Source organism: Nonomuraea sp. NPDC005692, assembly GCF_040631115.1.
In the GTDB taxonomy this organism is placed as follows: Bacteria; Actinomycetota; Actinomycetes; order Streptosporangiales; family Streptosporangiaceae; genus Nonomuraea.
In genome coordinates this window covers 79,291-99,309 of the sequence record NZ_JBEXYU010000023.1, presented here as the reverse complement: position 1 = coordinate 99,309, position 20,019 = coordinate 79,291, and the positions used below count along the sequence as shown (strand labels likewise).

13 protein-coding genes are annotated in these 20,019 nt (G+C 71.6%); 8 read left to right on the top strand and 5 right to left on the bottom strand.

Features of this window, described 5'->3' with window-relative positions:
• Positions 1–222 precede the first annotated feature (222 nt).
• From ABZ459_RS35555 to ABZ459_RS35535, 5 genes are all read left to right on the top strand, one after another.
• The gene (locus tag ABZ459_RS35555) at positions 223–3,789 is read left to right on the top strand and encodes a discoidin domain-containing protein (protein ID WP_357979769.1); all 3,567 of its coding nucleotides are present in this window, start codon (positions 223–225) and stop codon (positions 3,787–3,789) included.
• 165 nt (positions 3,790–3,954) lie between these two features.
• Positions 3,955–5,523: a glycosyl hydrolase family 18 protein gene (locus ABZ459_RS35550; protein ID WP_357979767.1), complete on the top strand. Its 1,569-nt coding sequence runs from the start codon at positions 3,955–3,957 to the stop codon at positions 5,521–5,523.
• 205 nt (positions 5,524–5,728) lie between these two features.
• Entirely contained in the window at positions 5,729–7,063 is a 1,335-nt protein-coding gene (locus tag ABZ459_RS35545; RefSeq protein WP_357979765.1) for a xylan 1,4-beta-xylosidase, read from the top strand.
• A gap of 127 nt (positions 7,064–7,190) precedes the next feature.
• A complete protein-coding gene (locus ABZ459_RS35540) occupies positions 7,191–8,780 on the top strand; it encodes a carboxylesterase family protein (RefSeq protein ID WP_357979763.1) in 1,590 nt (529 codons plus the stop codon).
• The gene (locus tag ABZ459_RS35535; protein ID WP_357979761.1) at positions 8,777–10,333 is read left to right on the top strand and encodes a PQQ-binding-like beta-propeller repeat protein; all 1,557 of its coding nucleotides are present in this window, start codon (positions 8,777–8,779) and stop codon (positions 10,331–10,333) included. The genes ABZ459_RS35540 and ABZ459_RS35535 overlap by 4 nt, the downstream gene beginning before the upstream one ends.
• Here ABZ459_RS35535 and ABZ459_RS35530 read toward each other — a convergent pair.
• Both ABZ459_RS35530 and ABZ459_RS35525 read right to left on the bottom strand, forming a co-directional pair.
• On the bottom strand, positions 10,320–11,345 hold the full coding sequence (locus ABZ459_RS35530; protein WP_357979759.1) for a substrate-binding domain-containing protein: 1,026 nt from the start codon (positions 11,343–11,345) through the stop codon (positions 10,320–10,322). The two genes, ABZ459_RS35535 and ABZ459_RS35530, sit on opposite strands and share 14 nt — an antisense overlap.
• On the bottom strand, positions 11,332–13,743 hold the full coding sequence (locus tag ABZ459_RS35525; RefSeq protein WP_357979757.1) for a glycoside hydrolase family 3 N-terminal domain-containing protein: 2,412 nt from the start codon (positions 13,741–13,743) through the stop codon (positions 11,332–11,334). The genes ABZ459_RS35530 and ABZ459_RS35525 overlap by 14 nt, the downstream gene beginning before the upstream one ends.
• 355 nt (positions 13,744–14,098) lie before the next feature.
• On the opposite strand from ABZ459_RS35525, the gene ABZ459_RS35520 reads away from it, so the two are divergent.
• The 3 genes from ABZ459_RS35520 to ABZ459_RS35510 are packed head-to-tail and all read left to right on the top strand — an operon-like array spanning position 14,099 to position 17,260.
• Complete coding sequence (locus tag ABZ459_RS35520; RefSeq protein ID WP_357979755.1) at positions 14,099–15,454, top strand: extracellular solute-binding protein; 1,356 nt, start codon at positions 14,099–14,101, stop codon at positions 15,452–15,454.
• A complete protein-coding gene (locus tag ABZ459_RS35515; RefSeq protein ID WP_357979753.1) occupies positions 15,451–16,374 on the top strand; it encodes a sugar ABC transporter permease in 924 nt (307 codons plus the stop codon). Before ABZ459_RS35520 ends, ABZ459_RS35515 begins: the two co-directional genes overlap by 4 nt.
• Before the next feature lies 1 nt (position 16,375).
• Complete coding sequence (locus ABZ459_RS35510; protein WP_357979751.1) at positions 16,376–17,260, top strand: carbohydrate ABC transporter permease; 885 nt, start codon at positions 16,376–16,378, stop codon at positions 17,258–17,260.
• Here ABZ459_RS35510 and ABZ459_RS35505 read toward each other — a convergent pair.
• The 3 genes from ABZ459_RS35505 to ABZ459_RS35495 form a co-directional block, all read right to left on the bottom strand.
• Positions 17,221–18,150, bottom strand: a complete 930-nt coding sequence (locus ABZ459_RS35505; protein WP_357979749.1) for a lysophospholipid acyltransferase family protein — start codon at positions 18,148–18,150, stop codon at positions 17,221–17,223. The two genes, ABZ459_RS35510 and ABZ459_RS35505, sit on opposite strands and share 40 nt — an antisense overlap.
• A complete protein-coding gene (locus ABZ459_RS35500; RefSeq protein ID WP_357979747.1) occupies positions 18,147–18,863 on the bottom strand; it encodes a GNAT family N-acyltransferase in 717 nt (238 codons plus the stop codon). Before ABZ459_RS35500 ends, ABZ459_RS35505 begins: the two co-directional genes overlap by 4 nt.
• Before the next feature lie 101 nt (positions 18,864–18,964).
• Positions 18,965–19,969 carry a TerC/Alx family metal homeostasis membrane protein gene (locus ABZ459_RS35495; protein ID WP_357979745.1) on the bottom strand — a complete coding sequence of 335 codons (1,005 nt, stop codon included), beginning with the start codon at positions 19,967–19,969 and terminating at the stop codon, positions 18,965–18,967.
• Between the last annotated feature and the right edge of the window lie 50 nt (positions 19,970–20,019).

Genomic DNA, 20,019 nt, shown 5'->3' with positions numbered 1-20,019 from the left:
GACCAATCCCGCAAAGACTTGCAACCACTTGCGCCGGACCTTGCAGGCGATGAGCATGGATTCCACCGCTCTCGCATGAGCCGTGACCTGCCTGCTTCGCTGGAGCAGGGAAATCATGCTGTAGTCGATTATTTGCGAAATGAAGTAGAAACATTGCGGATTTCTAGGGGTCAACTTAAGGTGCGGGCAACCCTCCCCGCCCGACGAGAGGTGACACCCCCCATGAGACGCAAGCCCTCCCTCTTACGACCGCTCGCGGCGGCCGTGGCCGTCGCCCTGGCCCTGATCGGCTGGACGGCCCTGCCGGCCGCGGCCGCGGGCGCGAACCTGGCGGCCGGGAAACCGGTCACGGTGAGCAGCACCACCGACGTCTACGGCGGCGGCAACGCCACCGACGGCAACCAGGCCACCTACTGGGAGAGCGCCAACAACGCCTTCCCCCAGTGGATCCAGGTGGACCTCGGCTCGGCCGTCAGCGTGAACGAGGTGGTCCTGAAGCTGCCCTCCACGTGGGAGTCCAGGACGCAGACGCTGACGGTCCAGGGCGGCGCCGAAGGCTCGCCGCTCACGACGCTGTCGGCCTCGGCCGTGCGCACGTTCGCCCCGGCGGCGACGATCACCTTCACCGCGGCGACCGTCCGGTACGTCCGGGTGACGGTCACCGCCAACACCGGCTGGCCCGCCGCCCAGGTCTCGGAGTTCGAGGTGCGCGGCCCCGGCTCCGGCGACACCCAGGCCCCGTCCGCGCCGGGCGGCCTGGCCTTTACCGAGCCCGTCGCCGGCCAGATCAGGCTGACCTGGACCGCCGCCACCGACAACGTGGGCGTGACCGGCTACGACGTCTACGCCAACAACGCGCTGCGCGGCAGCGTCGCCGGGAACGTGCTGACCTACACCGACACCCAGCCCGGCACGCTGACGGTCTCCTACCAGGTCAGGGCCAGGGACGCGGCGGGCAACCAGTCACCGGCGAGCAACACCGTCACCCGCACCGGCAGCGGTGGCGGCTCCAACCTGGCCGCCGGCAAGCCGATCACCGCCTCCTCCTACGTGCACACCTACGTCGCCGCCAACGCCAACGACAACAGCGTGACGACGTACTGGGAGGGCGCGGGCGGCAGCTATCCGAACACGCTGACCGTGCAGCTCGGCGCGAACGCCGACGTCTCCTCGGTCGTGGTCAGGCTGGACCCGGCCGCCGTGTGGAGCACCCGCACCCAGACGTTCCAGGTGCTCGGCAGGGAGCAGGGCGCCTCGGGGTTCACGAACCTGGTCTCCTCGGCGGCGTACACGTTCGACCCGGCCTCGGGCAACACGGTGACGATCCCGGTCGGCGCGCGGGTGGCCGACGTGCGGCTCTCGTTCACGGCCAACACCGGGGCCCCGGCGGGGCAGGTGGCCGAGCTGCAGGTCATGGGCGTGCCCGCGCCGAACCCCGACCTGACCGTGACCTCGCTGTCCTGGTCGCCGCAGGCGCCGGTGGAGACCGACGCGGTCACGCTGTCGGCCGTGGTCAGGAACGCCGGCAACGCGGCGTCGGCCGCGACCGACGTCGCCTTCTCCCTCGGCGGCGGCAAGGTCGCCACCGCGAACGTGGGCGCGCTGGCCGCGGGCTCCTCGGCGACCGTGACCGCGAACATCGGCGCCCGGGACGCCGGCAGCTACCCGGTCACCGCCAAGGCCGACGACGCCGGGGCCGTCATCGAGCAGAACGAGTCCAACAACTCCCTCACCGGCCCGTCCCCGCTGGTCGTCAAGCCGGTGGACACCTCCGACCTGGTCGCCTCGCCGGTCTCCTGGACGCCGGGCAACCCGGCCGCCGGCAGCACGGTCGCCTTCTCGGTCGCGATCAGGAACCAGGGCACGGTGGCCTCCGCCGCCGGCGCGCACGGCGTCACGCTGACCGTCGCGAACGAGGCGGGCACGGTCGTCAGAACCCTGACCGGCGCCCACAGCGGCGCGATCGCCGCCGGCGCCACCACCGCCCCCGTCTCCCTGGGCACCTGGACGGCCACCAACGGCAGGTACACAGTGAAGACCGTCATCGCGAACGACGCCAACGAGCTGCCGGTCAAGCAGGCCAACAACACCAGCGTCCAGCAGCTCTTCGTCGGCCGCGGCGCGAACATGCCGTACGACACCTACGAGGCCGAGGACGGCGTGACCGGCGGCGGCGCGCAGGTCGTCGGCCCGAGCAGGGACGTCGGCACGGTGGCCGGCGAGGCGTCGGGCCGCCGCGCGGTGACGCTGAACCAGAACGGCTCCTACGTCGAGTGGACCACCAAGGCCGACACCAACACCCTGGTCACCCGCTTCTCCATCCCGGACGCCCCGGGCGGCGGCGGGACCAGCTCGACCCTGAACATCTACGTCAACGGCGCCTTCCACAAGGCCATCGACCTGACCTCGAAGTACGCCTGGCTGTACGGCGCGGAGGCGAGCCCCGGCAACTCGCCCGGCGCCGGCCCTGCCCGCCACATCTACGACGAGGCCAACGTCATGCTGAACGCCACGGTCCCCAAGGGCAGCAGGATCCGGCTGCAGAAGGACCCGGCCAACAACACGACCTACGCGATCGACTTCGTCAGCCTGGAACAGGTCTCGCCGGTCGCCAACCCCGACCCCGCGCACTACGCCGTGCCGGCCGGGTTCTCCCAGCAGGACGTGCAGAACGCCCTGGACAAGGCGCGCCAGGACAGCAACCTGACCGGCGTCTACCTGCCCGCGGGCACGTACCAGACGACGGGCAAGTTCCAGGTGTACGGCAAGGCCGTCAAGGTGGTCGGCGCGGGCCCCTGGTACACCAGGTTCGTCTCGCCCTCGGGCCAGGACGGCACCGACGTCGGCTGGCGCACCGAGGCGTCGTCGAACGGCTCGACGTTCGCCGGGTTCGCCCACTTCGGCAACTACACCTCGCGCATCGACGGCCCCGGCAAGATCTTCGACCTGTCGAAGGTCTCGAACATCACGATCGACGACATCTGGGTCGAGCACCAGATCTGCATGTTCTGGGGCACGAACGTCGACCACGTCACGATCAGGAACTCGCGCATCAGGAACACCTTCGCCGACGGCGCCAACTTCACCAACGGCAGCACGAACAACCTGATCACCAACGTCGAGACCCGGGCCACCGGCGACGACAGCTTCGCGCTGTTCGCGGCGATCGACAACGTCAACGCCGACCAGTCCGGCAACGTCTTCGAGAACATCACCTCGCTGCTGACCTGGCGGGCCGCGGGCGTCGCGGTGTACGGCGGCCAGAACAACGTCGTGCGCAACGCCTACATCGCCGACACCCTGGTCTACTCGGGCATCACGATCAGCTCGCTGGACTTCGGCATCCCGATGCGGGACTTCGGGCCGGGCCAGACGAAGTTCGAGAACATCTCGCTCGTCCGCTCCGGCGGGCACTTCTGGGGGCAGCAGACGTTCCCGGCGCTGTGGATCTTCTCCGCCTCCAAGAAGTTCACCGCGATCCGGGTCACCGACGTGGACATCGTGGACCCGACCTACAGCGGGATCATGTTCCAGACCGGCTACTCCGGCCCGAGCACGCCGCTGAACCCGGTCACCGACACCGTGTTCACGAACGTGTCGATCTCGGGGGCGCACCGCAGCGGCGACGCCTTCGACGCCAAGTCGGGCTTCGGCATCTGGGTCAACGAGCTGCCCGAGCCGGGGCAGGGCCCGGCGGTCGGCTCGGCCACGTTCGGCAATCTGCGGCTGAGCGACAACGCGACCGATATCCGCAACACGACGAGCACGTTCACGCTCAACGTGAACTGAGCGCGTCGCGACGTGCCGTCCGGGTCCGCGGGGGCCCGGACGGCACGTCCGTGATATGACCCAAGTGGTATGCAAGCTCCGTGGACAACTTTAAAGTTTCTTTACATAATCCGATGAACCCGCTGGTCGCGGGCCCGCGCTCGGGCGACGAAAGGGTTGTCCACCATGAAGCGAACGCGCCGTCTCCTCGTCGTGCTGCTGGCCTCCGTCCTGGCGGCACTGGGCGTCCTCGTCGTCCAGACCTCCGCCCAGGCGGCCAACCTCCTCACCAATCCGGACTTCGAGACCGGATCCCTGTCGCCGTGGTCGTGCACCGGCGGGCTGGGGTCGGTGGTCTCCACCCCGGTCCACTCCGGCACCAAGGCGCTGGCCGCGGCGGCCAGCGGGTCCGACACCGCGCAGTGCACCCAGTCGGTGTCGGTGCGGCCGAGCACGACGTACACGCTGAGCGCGTGGGTGCGCGGCAGCTACGTCTACCTCGGCGTGACCGGCGGCTCCTCCTCCTGGACGTCGTCGGCGGGGGCGTACACGCAGCTCACCGTGTCGTTCACGACCACCGCGAGCCAGAGCACCGCGGTCATCTTCCTGCACGGCTGGTACGGGCAGGGCACCTACTACGCCGACGACGTCAGCTTCGACGGCCCCGGCGGTACCGCCTCCCCCACGATCACCCCGACCGTGACGCCGACCGTCACGCCCACGGTCACCCCGACCGTCACCCCCACCGTGACCCCGACGGTGACGCCCACGGTCACGCCGACCGTGACGCCGACCGACACCACCTGCCCGACCAAGCCGCGCCCGGCCGGCAAGGTGATCCAGGGCTACTGGGAGAACTGGGACGGCGCGATCAACGGCGTGCACCCGCCGCTCGGCTGGATCCCGATCACCGACCCGCGCATCAAGGCGCACGGCTACAACGTGATCAACGCCGCGTTCCCCGTCATCCGCTCCGACGGCACCGTGCTGTGGGAGGACGGCATGGACGCCACCGTCAAGGTCGCCACCCCGGCCGAGATGTGCCAGGCCAAGGCCGCGGGCGCGACGATCCTCATGTCCATCGGCGGCGCGGCGGCCGGCATCGACCTCGGCTCCAGCGCCGTCGCCGACCGCTTCGTGGCGACCGTCGTGCCGATCCTGAAGAAGTACAACTTCGACGGCATCGACATCGACATCGAGACCGGCCTGACCGGCGGCGGCAGCATCACCCAGCTCTCCGCCTCGCAGTCGAACCTCATCCGGATCATCGACGGCGTGCTCGCCCAGATGCCGGCCGGGTTCGGCCTGACCATGGCGCCGGAGACGGCGTACGTGACGGGCGGCAGCGTGACGTACGGGTCGATCTGGGGCGCGTACCTGCCGATCATCAAGAAGTACGCCGACAACGGCCGCCTGTGGTGGCTGAACATGCAGTACTACAACGGCAGCATGTACGGCTGCTCCGGCGACTCCTACTCCGCCGGCACCGTGCAGGGCTTCACCGTGCAGACCACCTGCCTGAACAACGGCCTGACCATCCAGGGCACGACGATCACCGTGCCCTATGACAAGCAGGTGCCGGGCCTGCCCGCGCAGCCGGGCGCCGGCGGCGGATACATGGCCCCCTCGCTGGTGTCGCAGGGCTGGAACGCCTTCAACGGCCAGCTCAAGGGCCTGATGACCTGGTCGATCAACTGGGACGGCTCGAAGGGCTGGACGTTCGGGGACAACGTCAAGGGCCTGCAGGGTCGCTAGGGACAGGACGCGGCGGCCTTCCGGCACGCCAGGGGCGCCGGAAGCGCCGCCGTGTCCGCGAGATAACGCTTGGCTGTGAATCCGGCCCACTGGTTTGCCGCGTTTGCGGGGGCATGGAACGCTCTAGGCAAAAAGCGCCGAGGACCAGGTGGGGATTCAGGTGTCAACAGTAAGCGGGAGGACGGCGGCGCGGCGTTCTGGCCGGTTGGCCACCTGCGTCATGGGGTTCGCCGCCATGGCGCTGCTCGCGGCCGGCTGCTCCCTCGGCGCCACCGCCGGCCAGGAGACCACCGGCGCCCAGCCGCCGGCGGCGTCCTCGCCCGCCGCCACCGCCAAGGCGCTCAAGCCGCCGCCCGTGGACGCCGACTGGCCGCGCTGGGGCCTGACCCACACCGGCGTCAGCGCCAACAACATCACCCCGCGCCTGGAGCAGGACGTCGCCCGCGCGCTGTCCGAGACGCCGATGCTGCAGAACCAGCACATCATGGGCTTCGGGGCGCTCAACCCCGAGCCGCGGCGGGGCGAGTACTTCTGGGAGGACCTCGACAGCCGGACGAACTTCATGCGGGAGTCCGGCGGCATCGGCGTCATCACGCTGTGCTGCGCCCCCGACTGGATGAAGGGCGGCCCCGAGGGCCCGACCGAGGAGTCGGCCTGGAAGGAGCACCTGGAGGACGCGCCGTACCCGGAGCACTTCGACGACTTCGCCAAGCTGGCGGCGACCGTGGCCGAGCGCTACCGGGACGTGAAGTACTTCATGGTCTGGAACGAGTTCAAGGGCTTCTGGCGTGACCACAAGAAGCCCGCGGACTTCAAGGGCTACACCGAGCTGTACAACAAGGTGTACGACGCGGTGAAGGCGGTCCGTCCGGACGCCAAGATCGGCGGGCCGTACCTGGGCTTCGACAGCGACAGCAAGGGCGACACCGAGCTGCGCGGCCCGTGGGGGGCGGTCAACCAGCACGCCCTCGACGCCTTCGAGTACTGGTTCAAGCACAAGAAGGGCGCCGACTTCGTCGTCGTGGACGGCGCCTCCCCCACCGAGACCCACGAGCTGCTGCCGGACGCGTTCGGCGCCCTGGGCAAGTTCGGCGCGATCACCAAGTGGCTGCGCGAGAAGACCGGCGACCTGCCGGTGTGGTGGTCGGAGTGGTACTTCGTGCCCGAGGACGGCACCGTCTGGGACGAGCCCATGCGGCTGGCCGTGCAGGCCGTCTCGATGATGGAGTTCGCCCAGAGCGGCGCGAGCACGGCCCTGTACTGGAACCCGCAGGCCAAGGACGGCGAGTGCCGGGCCTGCATGTGGGAGCCGCGGACGGGCGCGCTGATGCCCACCGGCAAGCTGGTCAGCGACTTCACCCGCTGGTTCCCGGCGGGCGCCGAGCTGGAGCCGGTCACCTCCTCCGACCGGCGGGTGCGGGTGCTGGCCCAGCCCCGGCAGCTCCTCGCGGTCAACACCGCCGGCAAGCAGGTCACCACGACGGTGGACGGCAAGGAGCTGACGCTCAAGCCGTACGAGATCAAGTGGAGCGACCGCTAGCCGGAGGCGGCACGCGGTGATCACACGGGCGAGATGGCGGTCCGGTATGACGGCCGCCATTGATCCGGCTGACTCGCCTTGACACGATGCGCAAGATCCCGTGTCAATCCACCGAGGGAACTTGCGCATGTTGAAGCTCCGACCAGGGCTGAGCGCGCTCGTCGTGATCGCGTCGCTCAGCCTGACGACGCCGCCCTCGCAGGCGGCACCGCGCAGCGCGCCCGCCTGCGCGCCCGGCACGACCGTCACCACCGACTCGGGCCAGGTGTGCGGGATCGCGGGCGAGGGCCTGCGCTCCTGGCTCGGCATCCCCTACGCCGCCCCGCCCGTCGGCGACCTGCGCTGGACGCCCGCGCGCCGGGCCACGCCCTGGCCCGGCGTGTTCTCCGGCACCGGGCGGGGCAGCCCGTGCCCGCAGGCGGAGCTGCTCGGCTCCCCCTCCGAGGACGAGGACTGCCTCAAGCTCAACGTCGCCGCCCCCGACGGGGCCCGGAATCTGCCCGTCATGGTGGAGTTCCACGGCGGCGGCTTCCGGTACGGCGCCCCCTCCGACGGCTCCTACCTGGCCAGGGCGGGCAACGTCGTGCACGTCGGCGTCGGCTACCGGCTGGGCATCCTGGGCTTCCTGTCACACCGGGCCTTCGGCCGGAACGCCGGCAACTACGCCCTGTCCGACCAGCAGGAGGCGCTGCGCTGGGTGCGGCGCAACATCGGCCGCTTCGGCGGCGACCCCGGCAACGTGACGATCTTCGGGGCCAGCGCCGGCGGGTCGAGCGTCTGCGCGCACACGGCGTCACCGACCGCGAAGGGCCTGTTCGAGAAGGGGATCGTGCAGAGCGGCGAGTACAACTCGCTGCGCGGCGTGAACACCTTCTGGCAACCGCAGGACTGCAAGGCCGAGCTGCCCACGCAGGCCGAGGCGCAGGCCCAGGGCGGCAGGTTCGCCGCCGCGCTCGGCTGCGAGCAGGCCGCCGACCCGGCCGCGTGCCTGCGGGCCAAGCCGGTCAAGGCGCTGCTCGACCAGTCCTCCGACGGGCTAGGCCCGGACCGCGGGACGATCGCCCCCATCGTGGACGGCCGCATCCTGACCATGTCGCCGTCCCGGGCGTTCGCCAGGGGGAAGGTCAACAAGGTCGCCCTCATGCGCGGCGTGGGCCGCGACGAGGTCCAGCTCCCCGCCGCGAACACCCCGGACGAGTACGAGACCCTGGTCCGCCAGCAGTACGGCCCCCTCGCCCCCGAGGTGCTCGCCCGCTACCCGCTGGCCAGGTTCCCCGCCCCGGCGGCGTTCATCGCGTACCGGACGATCGTGGCCGACAGCAACTCGGTCTGCCCGGCGCTGCTCAACGACGAACGGCTGGCCGCGCACATCCCGGTGTACGCCTTCCAGGTGGACAACACCGACGCGCCGCCGCTGTTCTTCCTCGACCAGACCAAGCCGAACGGCGCCTTCCACATCAGCGAGGTGCCCTTCCTGTACTCCGACGTCAAGGACATGGACGCCAACCAGCGCTCCTTCGGCGCCCAGCTCGTCGCCCAGTGGACGGGCTTCGCCCGTACCGGCGACCCGACCGCGGAGGGGACCCCGCTCTGGCCCCGCTACACCCGCACCGACCCCGCCGTCATGTCCCTGGCCCCGGCCGGTGACAGCCAGGTGACGCGGGAGATCGCCAGGCAGCACCAGTGCGCGTTCTGGAACAAGGAGGCGACCTCATGATCCGGCTGCTGACCGCGCTCTGCCTCGCGCTGTTGCAGGGCCCGGCGCCCGCGCAGGCGGCGACCGGAGGCGACTGGCCCATGTGGCAGCAGGGCCCGCTGGGCTGGCGGCACAACGCGGCCGAACGCGCGATCAACCCGCGCACGGTCGGCGACCTCGCGCTGAAGTGGGCCTTCGCCTATCCCAAGGAGGCCGGCACGCCGCGCAGCCAGCCCGCCGTCGTGGGCGACACCGTGTACTTCGGCTCCCCCGAAGGCAAGCTGTACGCCAGGGACGCCGCCACCGGCGCCGCCCGCTGGGAGTTCGACCTGACCACCGTCGGCACCGGCCGTACCCAGGTGCAGGACGGCCCGGCCGTGGCCAGGGGCAAGGTGTACTTCGGCGACGTGCGCGGCTGGTTCTACGCCGTCGACCAGCGCACCGGCCGCCTGGCCTGGGCCCGCAGGCTCGACGACACCATCACGGCGATCGTGACCAGCTCGCCCCTGGTCTTCGGCGACCGCGTCTACGTCGGCGTCTCCAGCGGCGAGAACATCATCGGCAAGGAGCACGCCTGCTGCACCTTCCGCGGCCACCTCGACGCCATGGACGCCGACACCGGCCGCCCGGTCTGGCGCTTCAACACCGTCCCGAAGGCCCGCCAGGACGGCACCTGGCCCAACGGCGTCCCCCGGTACGCCCCCTCGGGCGGCGGCGTGTGGAGCTCCCCGGCCCTCGACCCGGTCACCCGCACCCTGTACGTCGGCACCGGCCAGAACTACACCGGCAGCGCCGGCCACTACGACTCGGTGCTGGCGCTGGACATCGACACCGGCCGCCCGCGCTGGACCCGGCGGATGACCGACGTGGACACCTGGCGGCTGGAGTGCTCGCTGCCCACCCCCGAGGACCGCGAGTACTGCCCCAACTTCCCCGACGGCACCGCGCTCGACTTCGACCTCGGGGCCGCGCCCAACCTGTTCAGGGCGGGCGGGCGCGCCCTGGTCGGCATCGGGCAGAAGGCGGGCGTCTACCACGTGCTCGACGCCCGTACCGGGAAGATCGTCTGGCAGCGGCAGCTGTCCAAGCCGATGCCCGGCGGCGGCCTGTCCGGCGTCCAGTGGGGCACCTCCTTCGACGGTCAGCGCCTGTACGTGGCCACGTACATGGCCCGGCCCGGCACCCTGTTCGCCCTCGACCCGGCGACCGGGCACCTGTTGTGGGAGACGCCCAACCCGGCCGACGGCTGCGCCACCGGCGGCGCGGCCCAGTACCCACAGGTCTGCCAGCTCGGCCACACCCCGGCCGTCTCCAGCACGCCCGGCCTGGTCTGGGAGGGCAGCATGGACGGCAAGATGCGGGCCTACTCGGCGCGCACCGGCGAGGTCGTGTGGGCCTACGACACCATGCAGGAGGTGCAGGGGGTCAACGGCCTGACCGGGCGCGGCGGGGCCGTCTCGGGCGGCGGCGGGGCCGTGGTGTCGCACGGCATGCTGTTCGTCCAGTCCGGGTACTCCTTCACGCCGTACCCGAACCCGTACGGGTCGGTGTTCCTGGCCTTCAGCCTTCCGTAGGCGCCGCCGGGGCGGTCGAGCCGCGCACCACCAGCTTGGTCGCCAGCTCGACGTGGTGGGAGTCGATGCGCTCGCCGGCCGCCAGCCGCAGCGCGGTGCGCAGGGCCGCCCGGCCCATCTCGCGCAGCGGCTGGCGCACGGTGGTGAGCTGCGGCGAGGCCATCCGCGCGATCTGGGTGTCGTCGAAGCCGACGATGCTCAGGTCCTCCGGGATGCGCAGGCCGCGCGACCTGGCGGCCTCCATGACCCCGAGCGCGATCTCGTCGCAGCCGGCGAAGATCGCGGTCGGGGGCTCCGGCAGGTCGAGCACGCTCGCGCCGTTGACCAGGCCGTCCTGGTAGTGGAAGTGGGCGGTGCGGACGTAGCCGGGCGGCTCGGGCGCGCCGGCCGCCTCCAGCGCCGCGCGGTAGCCGTGCAGGCGGGCCTGGTTGCAGGCCGAGGTCGGCGGGCCGCCGATGTAGGCGATGCGGCGGTGGCCCAGGGACAGCAGGTGCTGGGTGGCGGTCAGGCCGCCGGCGAAGTTCGTCGAGCCGACGCTGGTCACGCTGGTGGTCGGCAGGTTGAGCGGGTCGATCACGACCAGCGGCAGCCGGGCCCGCGTCAGCGCCCCGAGCTGCGCGCCGGTCAGCTCGCTGGTCACCACGATGAGCGCCCGCCGCCCGGCGGCGACCAGGTCGCGCGCCCAGCCGCCGGTGCGCTGGTGGCTCTTCCTGATGCTGACGACGACCGACGTCTCCAGCTCGTCGCCGGCCTCGATCGCGCCGTGGATGATCTCGGTGGAGTAGGCGTTGAGGTCGTCGTCGAACTGCACCTCGACCGTGGCGGGGCCGCCCGCCTCGCCGCGGCGCGGCGTGGCGGGCACGTAGTCGTGCTGCTGGAGCAGCGACTGCACCAGCGAACGGGTCGCCGGGGCCACGTCGCTGCGGCCGTTGAGCACCTTGGAGACGGTGGCGACGGACACGCCGGCCGAGGCCGCGACGGTGGCCAGCGTGGCGCGCCTAGGAGCCGGCATCTGTTCCTCCTCGGATCTCCACGGGTGTGACCAGCCGCCTGCCCGCGCCGGCGGGCCGCGCCGGTCCGGTCAGCCGGACCACGCCGCGGCACGGCAGGTCGGCGGCGGACGTGCCGACGAGCACCTCGACGTCTCCGGGCTCCACGACGCGCCGCAGGTCGCGCCCGGTGAAGGCGGTCCTGTCGGTGTGGACGAGGAAGGAGACCCGCCTGCTCTCCCCCGGTTCGAGGCGCACCCTGGCGAAGCCGGTGAGCTGCTTCACCGGCCTGGTGACCTGGGCGAGGACGTCGTGCAGGTAGAGCTGCACGACCTCGTCGCCCGCCCGGCCGCCGGTGTTGGCGACGCGGACCGAGACGGTGAACTCGCCGTCGGTCGGGACCTCGGCGGCGCTGAGCCGCAGGTCGCCGACCTCGAAGGAGGTGTAGGAGCGGCCGTGCCCGAAGGGGAACAGCGGGGTGGGATCGAGGTTGCTGATGCCCTTGCTGTCGGCTCCGAGCGGGGGCTGCAGGTAGGTGCCCGGCTGCCCGCCAGGATGGCGGGGTATCTGCACGGGAAGCTTGCCTCCAGGCTGGACACGACCGCTCAGTATACCGGCGATCGCCCCGCCGCCCTCCTCTCCCGGCATGAACGCCTGGACCAGCCCGGCGGCTCCGGCGTGCACCTCGCCCAGCGCGTACGGGCGGCCCGAGACGACCACCACGACCACCGGCGTGCCCGTCGCGAACAGGTCGGCCAGCAGGTCGGCCTGGAGGCCGGGCAGCCGCAGGTCCTCGGCGTCGCAGCCCTCGCCCGACGTGCCCTGGCCGAACAGGCCGGCCAGGTCGCCCACGACCGCGACGCACAGGTCGGCCGCGCGGGCCGCGGCGGCCGCCGCGGCGAAGCCGGACCGGTCGCCGCCCTGGACCGCGCACCCCGGCTCGTGCACGATCTCGGCGCCGGGCAGCTCGGCGCGCAGCGCGTCCAGCACGGTGGGGGCCTCGACGCCGAGCCCGAGCCCGGGGTGGCGGGGCAGCACGTGGTTGGGGAAGGCGTAGCAGCCCATGAACGTGCGCGGGTCGTCGGCGCACGGGCCGACGACGGCGATCCGGCCGAGACCCGCGCCCAGCGGCAGCGCGGTCCCGGCGTCGAGCAGCACGATCGAGCGTTCGGCCAGCTCGCGGGCGAGGGCTCGGTTGGCGGCCGAGTCCAGTTCGAGGTCCTGCGCGCCGGCGACCGAGCCCTCCGGCGTCCAGCCGGGGTCGAGCAGGCCGAGCTGCACCTTCTGGGTGAGCAGCCGGCGCGCGGCCCGGTCGATCAGCGACTCGGGCAGCTCGCCCCGGCGCACCCGCTCGACCAGGTGGGGGCCGAAGCCGAGGGTGTCGGGCAGCTCGACGTCCACGCCCGCGGCGAGCGCCTGTGCCCCCGCGTCCTGCGGGCCGGCGGCCACCTGGTGCATGGTCGCCAGGAACGGGACCGCCCAGTAGTCGGACACGACGGTGCCGGTGAACCCCCACTCCTCGCGCAGCAGCTCGGTCAGCAGCCAGGAGTCGACGGCGGCGGGCACGCCGTCCACGTCGGAGTAGGAGTTCATCACCGAACGGGCGCCGCCCAGGGTGATCGCCGCCTCGAACGGCGGCAGGATCATGTCCGTCAGCTCGCGGCGGCCCATCGGCACCGGGCCGTGGTTGCGGGCGGCCCGCGAGGCCGAGTACCCGGCGAAGTGCTTGAGCGTGGCGATCACGCCGGCGCCCTCCAGGCCGCGCACGTACGCCGCGCCGAGCATCGAGACGAGGTACGGGTCCTCGCCCATCGTCTCCTCGACCCGGCCCCACCGGTAGTCGCGGACCACGTCGAGCACCGGGGACAGGCCCTGGTGGACGCCCACGGCGCACATGTCCCGCCCGATGGCCGCGGCCATGCGCTCGACCAGGCCGGGGTCGAAGGTGGCGGCCCAGGCGATGGCCGCCGGGTAGACGGTGGCGCCGTAGGTGGTGAAACCGGTCAGGCATTCCTCGTGCACGAGGGCGGGGATGCCGAGCCTGGAGAGGCCGACGACCTCGCGTTGCAGCCGCACCACCTCGGCGGCGCCCTCGGCCGCCGTCACCGGGACGCTGCCGAACACGCGGGTCAGGTGGCCGAGCCCGTGCCGGGCGGCCTCGCTCAAGGGGACGGTGCCGGAGGCCGCGAAAACGTCCTGCATGGGGGCCACGTTGTGGGTGCCCGTGCCGTCCGGGTCGGGGGCGGGGGCCGCCTCCTCGTGCGCCATGTCGTTGCCCACCCATCGGCTGCCGAGCTGGGCGACCTTCTCCTCCAGCGTCAACTCCTGAAGGAGGGCCTCGACGCGCTCGGCCACGGGAAGCGCCGGGTCCAGCCACGGACCGAGGACCCGATCCGCCGGGGTCCGATCTAGAGCCGTCATGAACTGCACTCCTTCAAGAGTTCCTGCCGCAAAGTTTCGAAACATTTCGGAGCTGGGCCTGCCACCTGCACAATGCCGCAACCAGGGCAGAATAGCCAGCTAGATGACCGCGTGAGATTACTACACAGGCCCGGCAGCCGCCCAGCTCCGGTTTCCACGTAGGAGGTCTTGACAGGGTAATGGTCGAAATCTAGATTGACGTGCCGCGCGGTCATGTCGCAAATGTTTCGACTAGTTCACTCAACGGCGAGCGGACGAGCGGCATTGGGGGGTTTGCCGATCCGACCGCCGGCCAACGCGTCCCAAGGACAACCGAGCCGCGGCCAGGCCACGGCATTCGAGTACGGAGATCAGCGTGGAGACCAGGACAACCTCTCGCCGCACCTTCCTCAGCCTCTCGATGGGGCTGCCCCTGGGAGCCGCGCTCGCCGCCTGCGGCACGTCCGGCCCCACCCGCGCGGGTGGCGGCGGACCGACCGGCGGTGGTGGTGGCGGCGGCGCCAAGGCCACCTACTGGTACCTGTCGGTCGAGCCGCAGGAAGGCGTGCGCCGCCGGGCGATAGAGCGCTTCAACAAGGCCAACCCCAACACCCCGATCGAGGGCACGGCGTTCCAGAACGACGCCTACAAGACCAAGATCAAGACGGCCATCGGCGCCGGCCAGGCCCCCACGCTGATCTGGGGCTGGGGCGGCGGCACGCTGCGCAGCTACGTGCAGGCGGGCCAGGTCGAGGACCTCACGTCCTGGTTCTCCGAGAACGCCGCCGTCAAGGACCGGCTGTTCCCCTCCTCCTTCGGCGCGGCCACCGTGGACGGCAAGATCTACGCGATGCCGTGCGAGACCGTGCAGCCGATCGTCCTGTACTACAACAAGGAGGTCCTGGAGAAGGTCGGCGTGCAGCCCCCGACGACCTGGGGCGAGATCATGGACATCGTGCCCAAGATCAACGCCAAGGGCATCGCGCCGTTCTCGCTCGGCGGCCAGTCGCGCTGGACCAACATGATGTGGCTGGAGTTCCTGTTCGACCGGATCGGCGGCCCCGAGGTGTTCCAGGCGGTGTTCGACGGCCAGAAGGACGCCTGGTCCAACCCCGCCGCCCTCGACGCCCTGACCAAGATGCAGGACCTGATCAAGGCGAACGGCTTCATCAAGGGCTTCTCCTCCATCACCGCCGACTCCAACGCCGACCAGGCGCTGCTCTACACCGGCAAGGCCGCGATGATGCTGCACGGCGGCTGGACGTACGGCGGCATGAAGAACGACGGCGGCGACTTCGTCCCGGGCGGCCACCTCGGCTACATCAACTTCCCGCCCGTGGACGGCGGCAAGGGCGACCCGAGCAACACCGTCGGCAACCCCGGCCAGTACCTGTCGATCTCCGCCAAGGCCACCCCCGAGCAGAAGGAGATCGCCAAGAAGTTCCTCACCAGCGGCGTGCTCGACCAGACCGAGGTCAAGGAGTGGGCGGACACGGGCGCCGTGCCGATCGTCAAGGGCGCCGACGCGGCCTTCGCCTCCTCCCCCGACGCCGAGTTCCTGAAGTTCGTCTACGGCATCGCCAGCAACGCCAAGACCTTCGCCCAGTCGTGGGACCAGGCGCTCAGCCCGACCGCCGCCGAGGTGCTGCTGGACAACATCGCCAAGCTGTTCCAGCTGTCCATCTCGCCGCAGCAGTTCCAGACGAACATGAACGCGGTCATCGGCAAGTGAGCGTGATCCCGATCCCCGCCGGGCGGCGGGCGCCGACGGCGGCCGGGCGAGGGGGCCGCGGCTCCCTCGCCTGGCTGGCCGTCCCGGCGTTGCTGCTCTTCGTCGCCTTCGGCGTGATCCCGCTGATCGGGGTCCTCGTCCTCAGCTTCACCTCCTGGGACGGGCTCGGCGACATCGGCTTCGCCGGCCTGTCGAGCTGGCAGGCCGTGCTGGCCGACCCCGGGCTGCCGCACGCGCTGTGGGTGACGTTCCTGGTGATGGCCGCGTCCTGGGCGGTGCAGACGCCGGCCAGCATCCTGCTCGGGGTGTTCCTGGCCGGCCGGCAGCGCTACCGGGCCGTGCTGTCGGTGTTCTACTTCATCCCACTGCTGCTCAGCTCGGCCGCCGTCGCCATCACCTACAAGGCGCTGCTGGACCCGAACTTCGGGCTCGGCGCCGGGCTCGGCCTCGACCTGCTGGCCCAGGACTGGCTGGGCGAGCCCGCCCTGGCGTTCAGTGTGGTCATCTTCGTGGTGTCGTGGCAGTTCATCCCGTTCCACTCGCTGATCTACCAGGGCGGCGTGCGGCAGATCCCGCGCTCGATGTACGAGGCCGCCCAGCTCGACGGCGCGGGCCGGGTGCGCACCTTCTTCAGCATCACGCTGCCCCAGCTCAAGTACACGATCATCACGTCCTCGACGCTGATGGTGGTCGGGTCGCTGACGTTCTTCGACCTGATCTTCGTGCTGACCGCGGGCGGTCCCGGCGACGCCACCCGGGTGCTCGCCCTGGACATGTACAAGCGGGGGTTCCAGGCCAACCTGATGGGCCCGGCCAGCGCGATCGCGGTCATCCTCGTCCTCGTGGGCCTGGCGCTGGCGCTGCTGCTGCGCCGCCTCGGCGGCCGCGACGCCGCGGCGAGCCAGCTGGAAGGGGCCTGACATGGCGACGACGCTGACGAAGCCGGCGCGGCGGGCCGCCGGGGCGTCCCGGCGGGCGGGCGGCCCGGCCGCCGCCCGCCGCAACTGGGTGGCCGGGGTGGCCGGGTGGATCTGGCTGGCGATCGTGGTGGTCCCGATCTACTGGATCGTCATCACCAGCTTCAAGGAGCAGAGCTCCTACTACGCCTCCAACCCGCTCGCGCCGCCGTCGGAGCCGACGCTGGGCGCCTACCGGATGGTGCTGGAGTCGGACTTCGCGCTGTACTTCCTCAACAGCCTCCTCCTCACCCTCGGCGCGGTGGTGCCCGCCGTCGGGGTGTCGTTCATGGCGGCGTACGCGATCGTGCGCGGCGGCGGGCGGTTCCTGCGCGGGGTGAACTCGTTGTTCCTCATGGGGCTGGCGATCCCGCTCCAGGCCACGATCATCCCCATCTACCTGATCATCATCCGGCTGCACCTGTACGACTCGCTGCTGGGCATGATCCTGCCCTCCATCGCGTTCGCGATCCCGCTGTCGGTGCTGGTGTTGTCGAACTTCATCAGGGACGTGCCCAAGGAGCTGTTCGAGTCGATGCGGCTGGACGGCGCCACCGACTGGGGCATGCTCTGGCGGCTGACCTTCCCGCTGACCCGTCCGGCCGTGGTGACGGTGACGATCTACAACGCGCTGACGATCTGGAACGGCTTCCTGCTGCCGCTGATCCTGACCCAGAGCCCGGACAAGCGCACGCTGCCGCTGGCGTTGTGGACGTTCCAGGGCCAGTACAGCGTGAACGTGCCCGCCGTGCTCGCCTCGGTCGTCCTGACCACGCTGCCCATCCTGATCCTCTACGTGGTGGGCCGCCGTCAGCTGCTCAGCGGGCTGACCGCGGGCTTCGGCAAGTGAGCGACGGCCCTCCCCCGCGCCCGCTCGGGAGGGCCGTCCATCGCGGCGCGTACCAGGGCCTCGGCGTTCCCGGCCAGGGCCGCGCGCGCCCGCGGCCGTACGGCCGACGGCGCGGCGCGCAGGGGAGCCAGCAGGCGCACCTCGACGGTCAGCCGCCGGGTCGCGGCCACCCGCAGCACCGAGGCGAGCAGCGAGTCCTCGCCCACGTAGCAGGCGCGGGTCGAGGGCCGGCCGTCCTCGCGGTAGCGCAGCGTCGCGGGCCGTACGACGGCACCCGCGTCGATCGCCGCCTGGAACACCGCCGGCCGGAAGTCGCCCATGCCGAGCCCGCACCACGTGGTGCCCTCGGGGAAGGCCACGACGGTGTCGCCCGCCCGCAGCGCCGCGGCCACGGCGGCGACCGCCGACGGCAGCGCGGACAGGCGTTCCCTGTCGATGAACAGCGCGCCCGAGCCCGCCGCCAGCGTGCGGACGACCGGCCAGGCGGCGATCTCCCGCTTGGCCAGCGGGCGCGAGGGCACGGCGGCCGCGATGACCAGCGGGTCCAGCCACGACACATGATTGGCCACGACCAGCTCCCCGGCCCCCGCCCACTCGCCGTCCCGCGCCTGCTCGCCCGGCTTCCCGGCCTGCTCGCCCGGTTCCCCGGCGGCCAGGTCCAGGTGGATGCCGAGGGCGCGCAGCAGCAGCCGGGCCCACGTCCCGGTGACGCGCCCCCGCACGTCCGGGCGGGCGCGGCGGAGTGACAGCGCGACCGGCACCCCGGCCAGCACCACCAGGGCCGCCGCGAGCAGCCGCAGCGCCCGGCGGGCCACCCCAGCGCCGGCGACCGCCGCCCCCACGCACATGTCCGGCGTGCACGGGCCCGTACGCAGCCACGGGCCGGTCACGGCGTCCCGCCCAGGAAGTGACGCAGGTAGCGGGTGTTCACCTGGGCCATCGAGAGCAGCACGAAGAAGTCGGCCGTGCCGAAGTCCCGGTCGTGCGCGGGCGGCCCGCACACCCACGCGCCCAGCCGCAGGTAGCCGCGGAGCAGCGCGGGCGGCACGAACCGGTCGGAGCGCGGCGCGCCGTCGCCGAGCCAGGGCACGTGCGGCGTGACCCGGTGCTCCTCGGGGCCGAGCGGCACCCGCCCGGCCACCCCGGCCGCCAGCGCGCCGCCGTCGTCGAGCGGCACCGAGCAGCAGCCCGCCAGCCACTGGTGGCCGCCGTCCACCATGTACCGGGCGATCCCGGCCCACATCAGCGCGACCACCGCGCCGTCCCGGTGGTCCGGGTGCACGGTGGTACGTCCTGCTTCGACGAGGTTGTTCCGGATGGGGGCGAGGGCGCGCAGGTCGAACTCGCCGTCGGAGTAGAGCCGGTCGGACCGTCCCGGCGGCAGCAGCCGGTACGTCCCCACCACCCGCCGCCCCTCCCGTACCAGGAGGTGGTCGCAGTAGGCGTCGAACCGGTCCACGTCGAGGCCGGAGACCGGGCTGTCGAGCCGCGCCCCCATCTCCTCGGCGAAGACCTCGTACCGCAGCCGCTGGGCCGCCTGGAGATCGGCGGGGCTCGTGGCCATGCCGACCGTGTACCGGCTCGTGTCAAGAGAGATCGTCATGGGCGCGGGGTCCTTCCCTGAAAGCGTCTCGCGACCATGTCGTCATGCCGACATGACGGCCGGCTCTCTCGTCGGGGGCACCCAGGCGTCGGAGCGGTGAACTAGCTCGCGGCCTCCTTCTCGCGGTCGCGGCGGTTGGCGTACAGGCTGGTCAGGGTGACCGTGGTCAGGACGGCGACGATCACGCCGAGCGAGGCGAGCGTCGGGATCTGCGGCAGCCAGTCCCAGACGCCGTGCGCCCAGTGCAGGATGAGCTTGACCCCGATGAAGGCCAGGATGACGCTCAGCCCGTGGTTGAGGTGGCGCAGCTTGGTCAGGACGCCCTGCAGCACGAAGTACAGCGCCCGCAGGCCCATCAGCGCGAAGGCGTTGGTGGCGAAGACCAGGAACGGGTCCTCGGTCACGCCGTACACGGCCGGCACGGAGTCCACGGCGAAGACGATGTCCGTGCCGAGGACGGCGACGGCGGCCAGGGCCAGCGGCGTCAGGGCCAGCCGCCCGCCCTCGCGCACGGCCAGCCGGGAGCCGCGGTAGTCGTCGGTGACCGGCACGAACCGGCGCACCAGCCGGACGCTGCGCATGGAGGAGATGTCCACCTGCTGCTCGTGGCCGCCGAGCACGTCCTTGAGGATCTTCCCGGCGGTGACGATGAGGATCGCGCCGAACAGCAGGAACGCCCACGTGCCGCTCTGCAGGGCGGCGGCGCCGAGCCAGATGAAGATGCCGCGCAGGACGAGCGCGCCCACGATCCCGTACAGCAGGACCTGCCGGGCCAGCGCGGGCGGGACGGCGAAGGCGGCCAGCAGCAACATGAACACGAACAGGTTGTCCACCGACAACGACTTCTCCACCACGAACCCGGTGAAGAACTCCACGGCGACGCCGCCGCCGTGGTCCGCCCACAGGTAGAAGCCGAAGATCACCGGCAGCACCAGGTAGAACACCGACCAGCCGGCCGCCTCGCGCATGCGGACCTCGTGCGGGCGCCTGGTCAAGAAAAGATCCAGCGCCAGCAGCAGCACGAGCCCGGCGATCGCGACCAGCCAGAGGGTGGGCGTGGCGATGGTGGTCAGGGCGGGGGCAGCCGGCAATGTGCCCGGGGGCATGGGTCCTCCTCGAACGCGCGTCATCGTTCGAGGTCTCCTTCGCCCGTGCG

Excerpts from the sequence above, each read along its gene's own strand:
- ABZ459_RS35555 (WP_357979769.1), top strand. The coding sequence starts at position 223 with ATGAGACGCAAGCCCTCCCTCTTACGACCGCTCGCGGCGGCCGTGGCC.
- ABZ459_RS35550 (WP_357979767.1), top strand. The coding sequence starts at position 3,955 with ATGAAGCGAACGCGCCGTCTCCTCGTCGTGCTGCTGGCCTCCGTCCTG.
- ABZ459_RS35540 (WP_357979763.1), top strand. The coding sequence starts at position 7,191 with ATGTTGAAGCTCCGACCAGGGCTGAGCGCGCTCGTCGTGATCGCGTCG.
- ABZ459_RS35535 (WP_357979761.1), top strand. The coding sequence starts at position 8,777 with ATGATCCGGCTGCTGACCGCGCTCTGCCTCGCGCTGTTGCAGGGCCCG.
- ABZ459_RS35530 (WP_357979759.1), bottom strand. The coding sequence starts at position 11,345 with ATGCCGGCTCCTAGGCGCGCCACGCTGGCCACCGTCGCGGCCTCGGCC.
- ABZ459_RS35525 (WP_357979757.1), bottom strand. The coding sequence starts at position 13,743 with ATGACGGCTCTAGATCGGACCCCGGCGGATCGGGTCCTCGGTCCGTGG.
- ABZ459_RS35510 (WP_357979751.1), top strand. The coding sequence starts at position 16,376 with ATGGCGACGACGCTGACGAAGCCGGCGCGGCGGGCCGCCGGGGCGTCC.
- ABZ459_RS35500 (WP_357979747.1), bottom strand. The coding sequence starts at position 18,863 with ATGACGATCTCTCTTGACACGAGCCGGTACACGGTCGGCATGGCCACG.
- ABZ459_RS35495 (WP_357979745.1), bottom strand. The coding sequence starts at position 19,969 with ATGCCCCCGGGCACATTGCCGGCTGCCCCCGCCCTGACCACCATCGCC.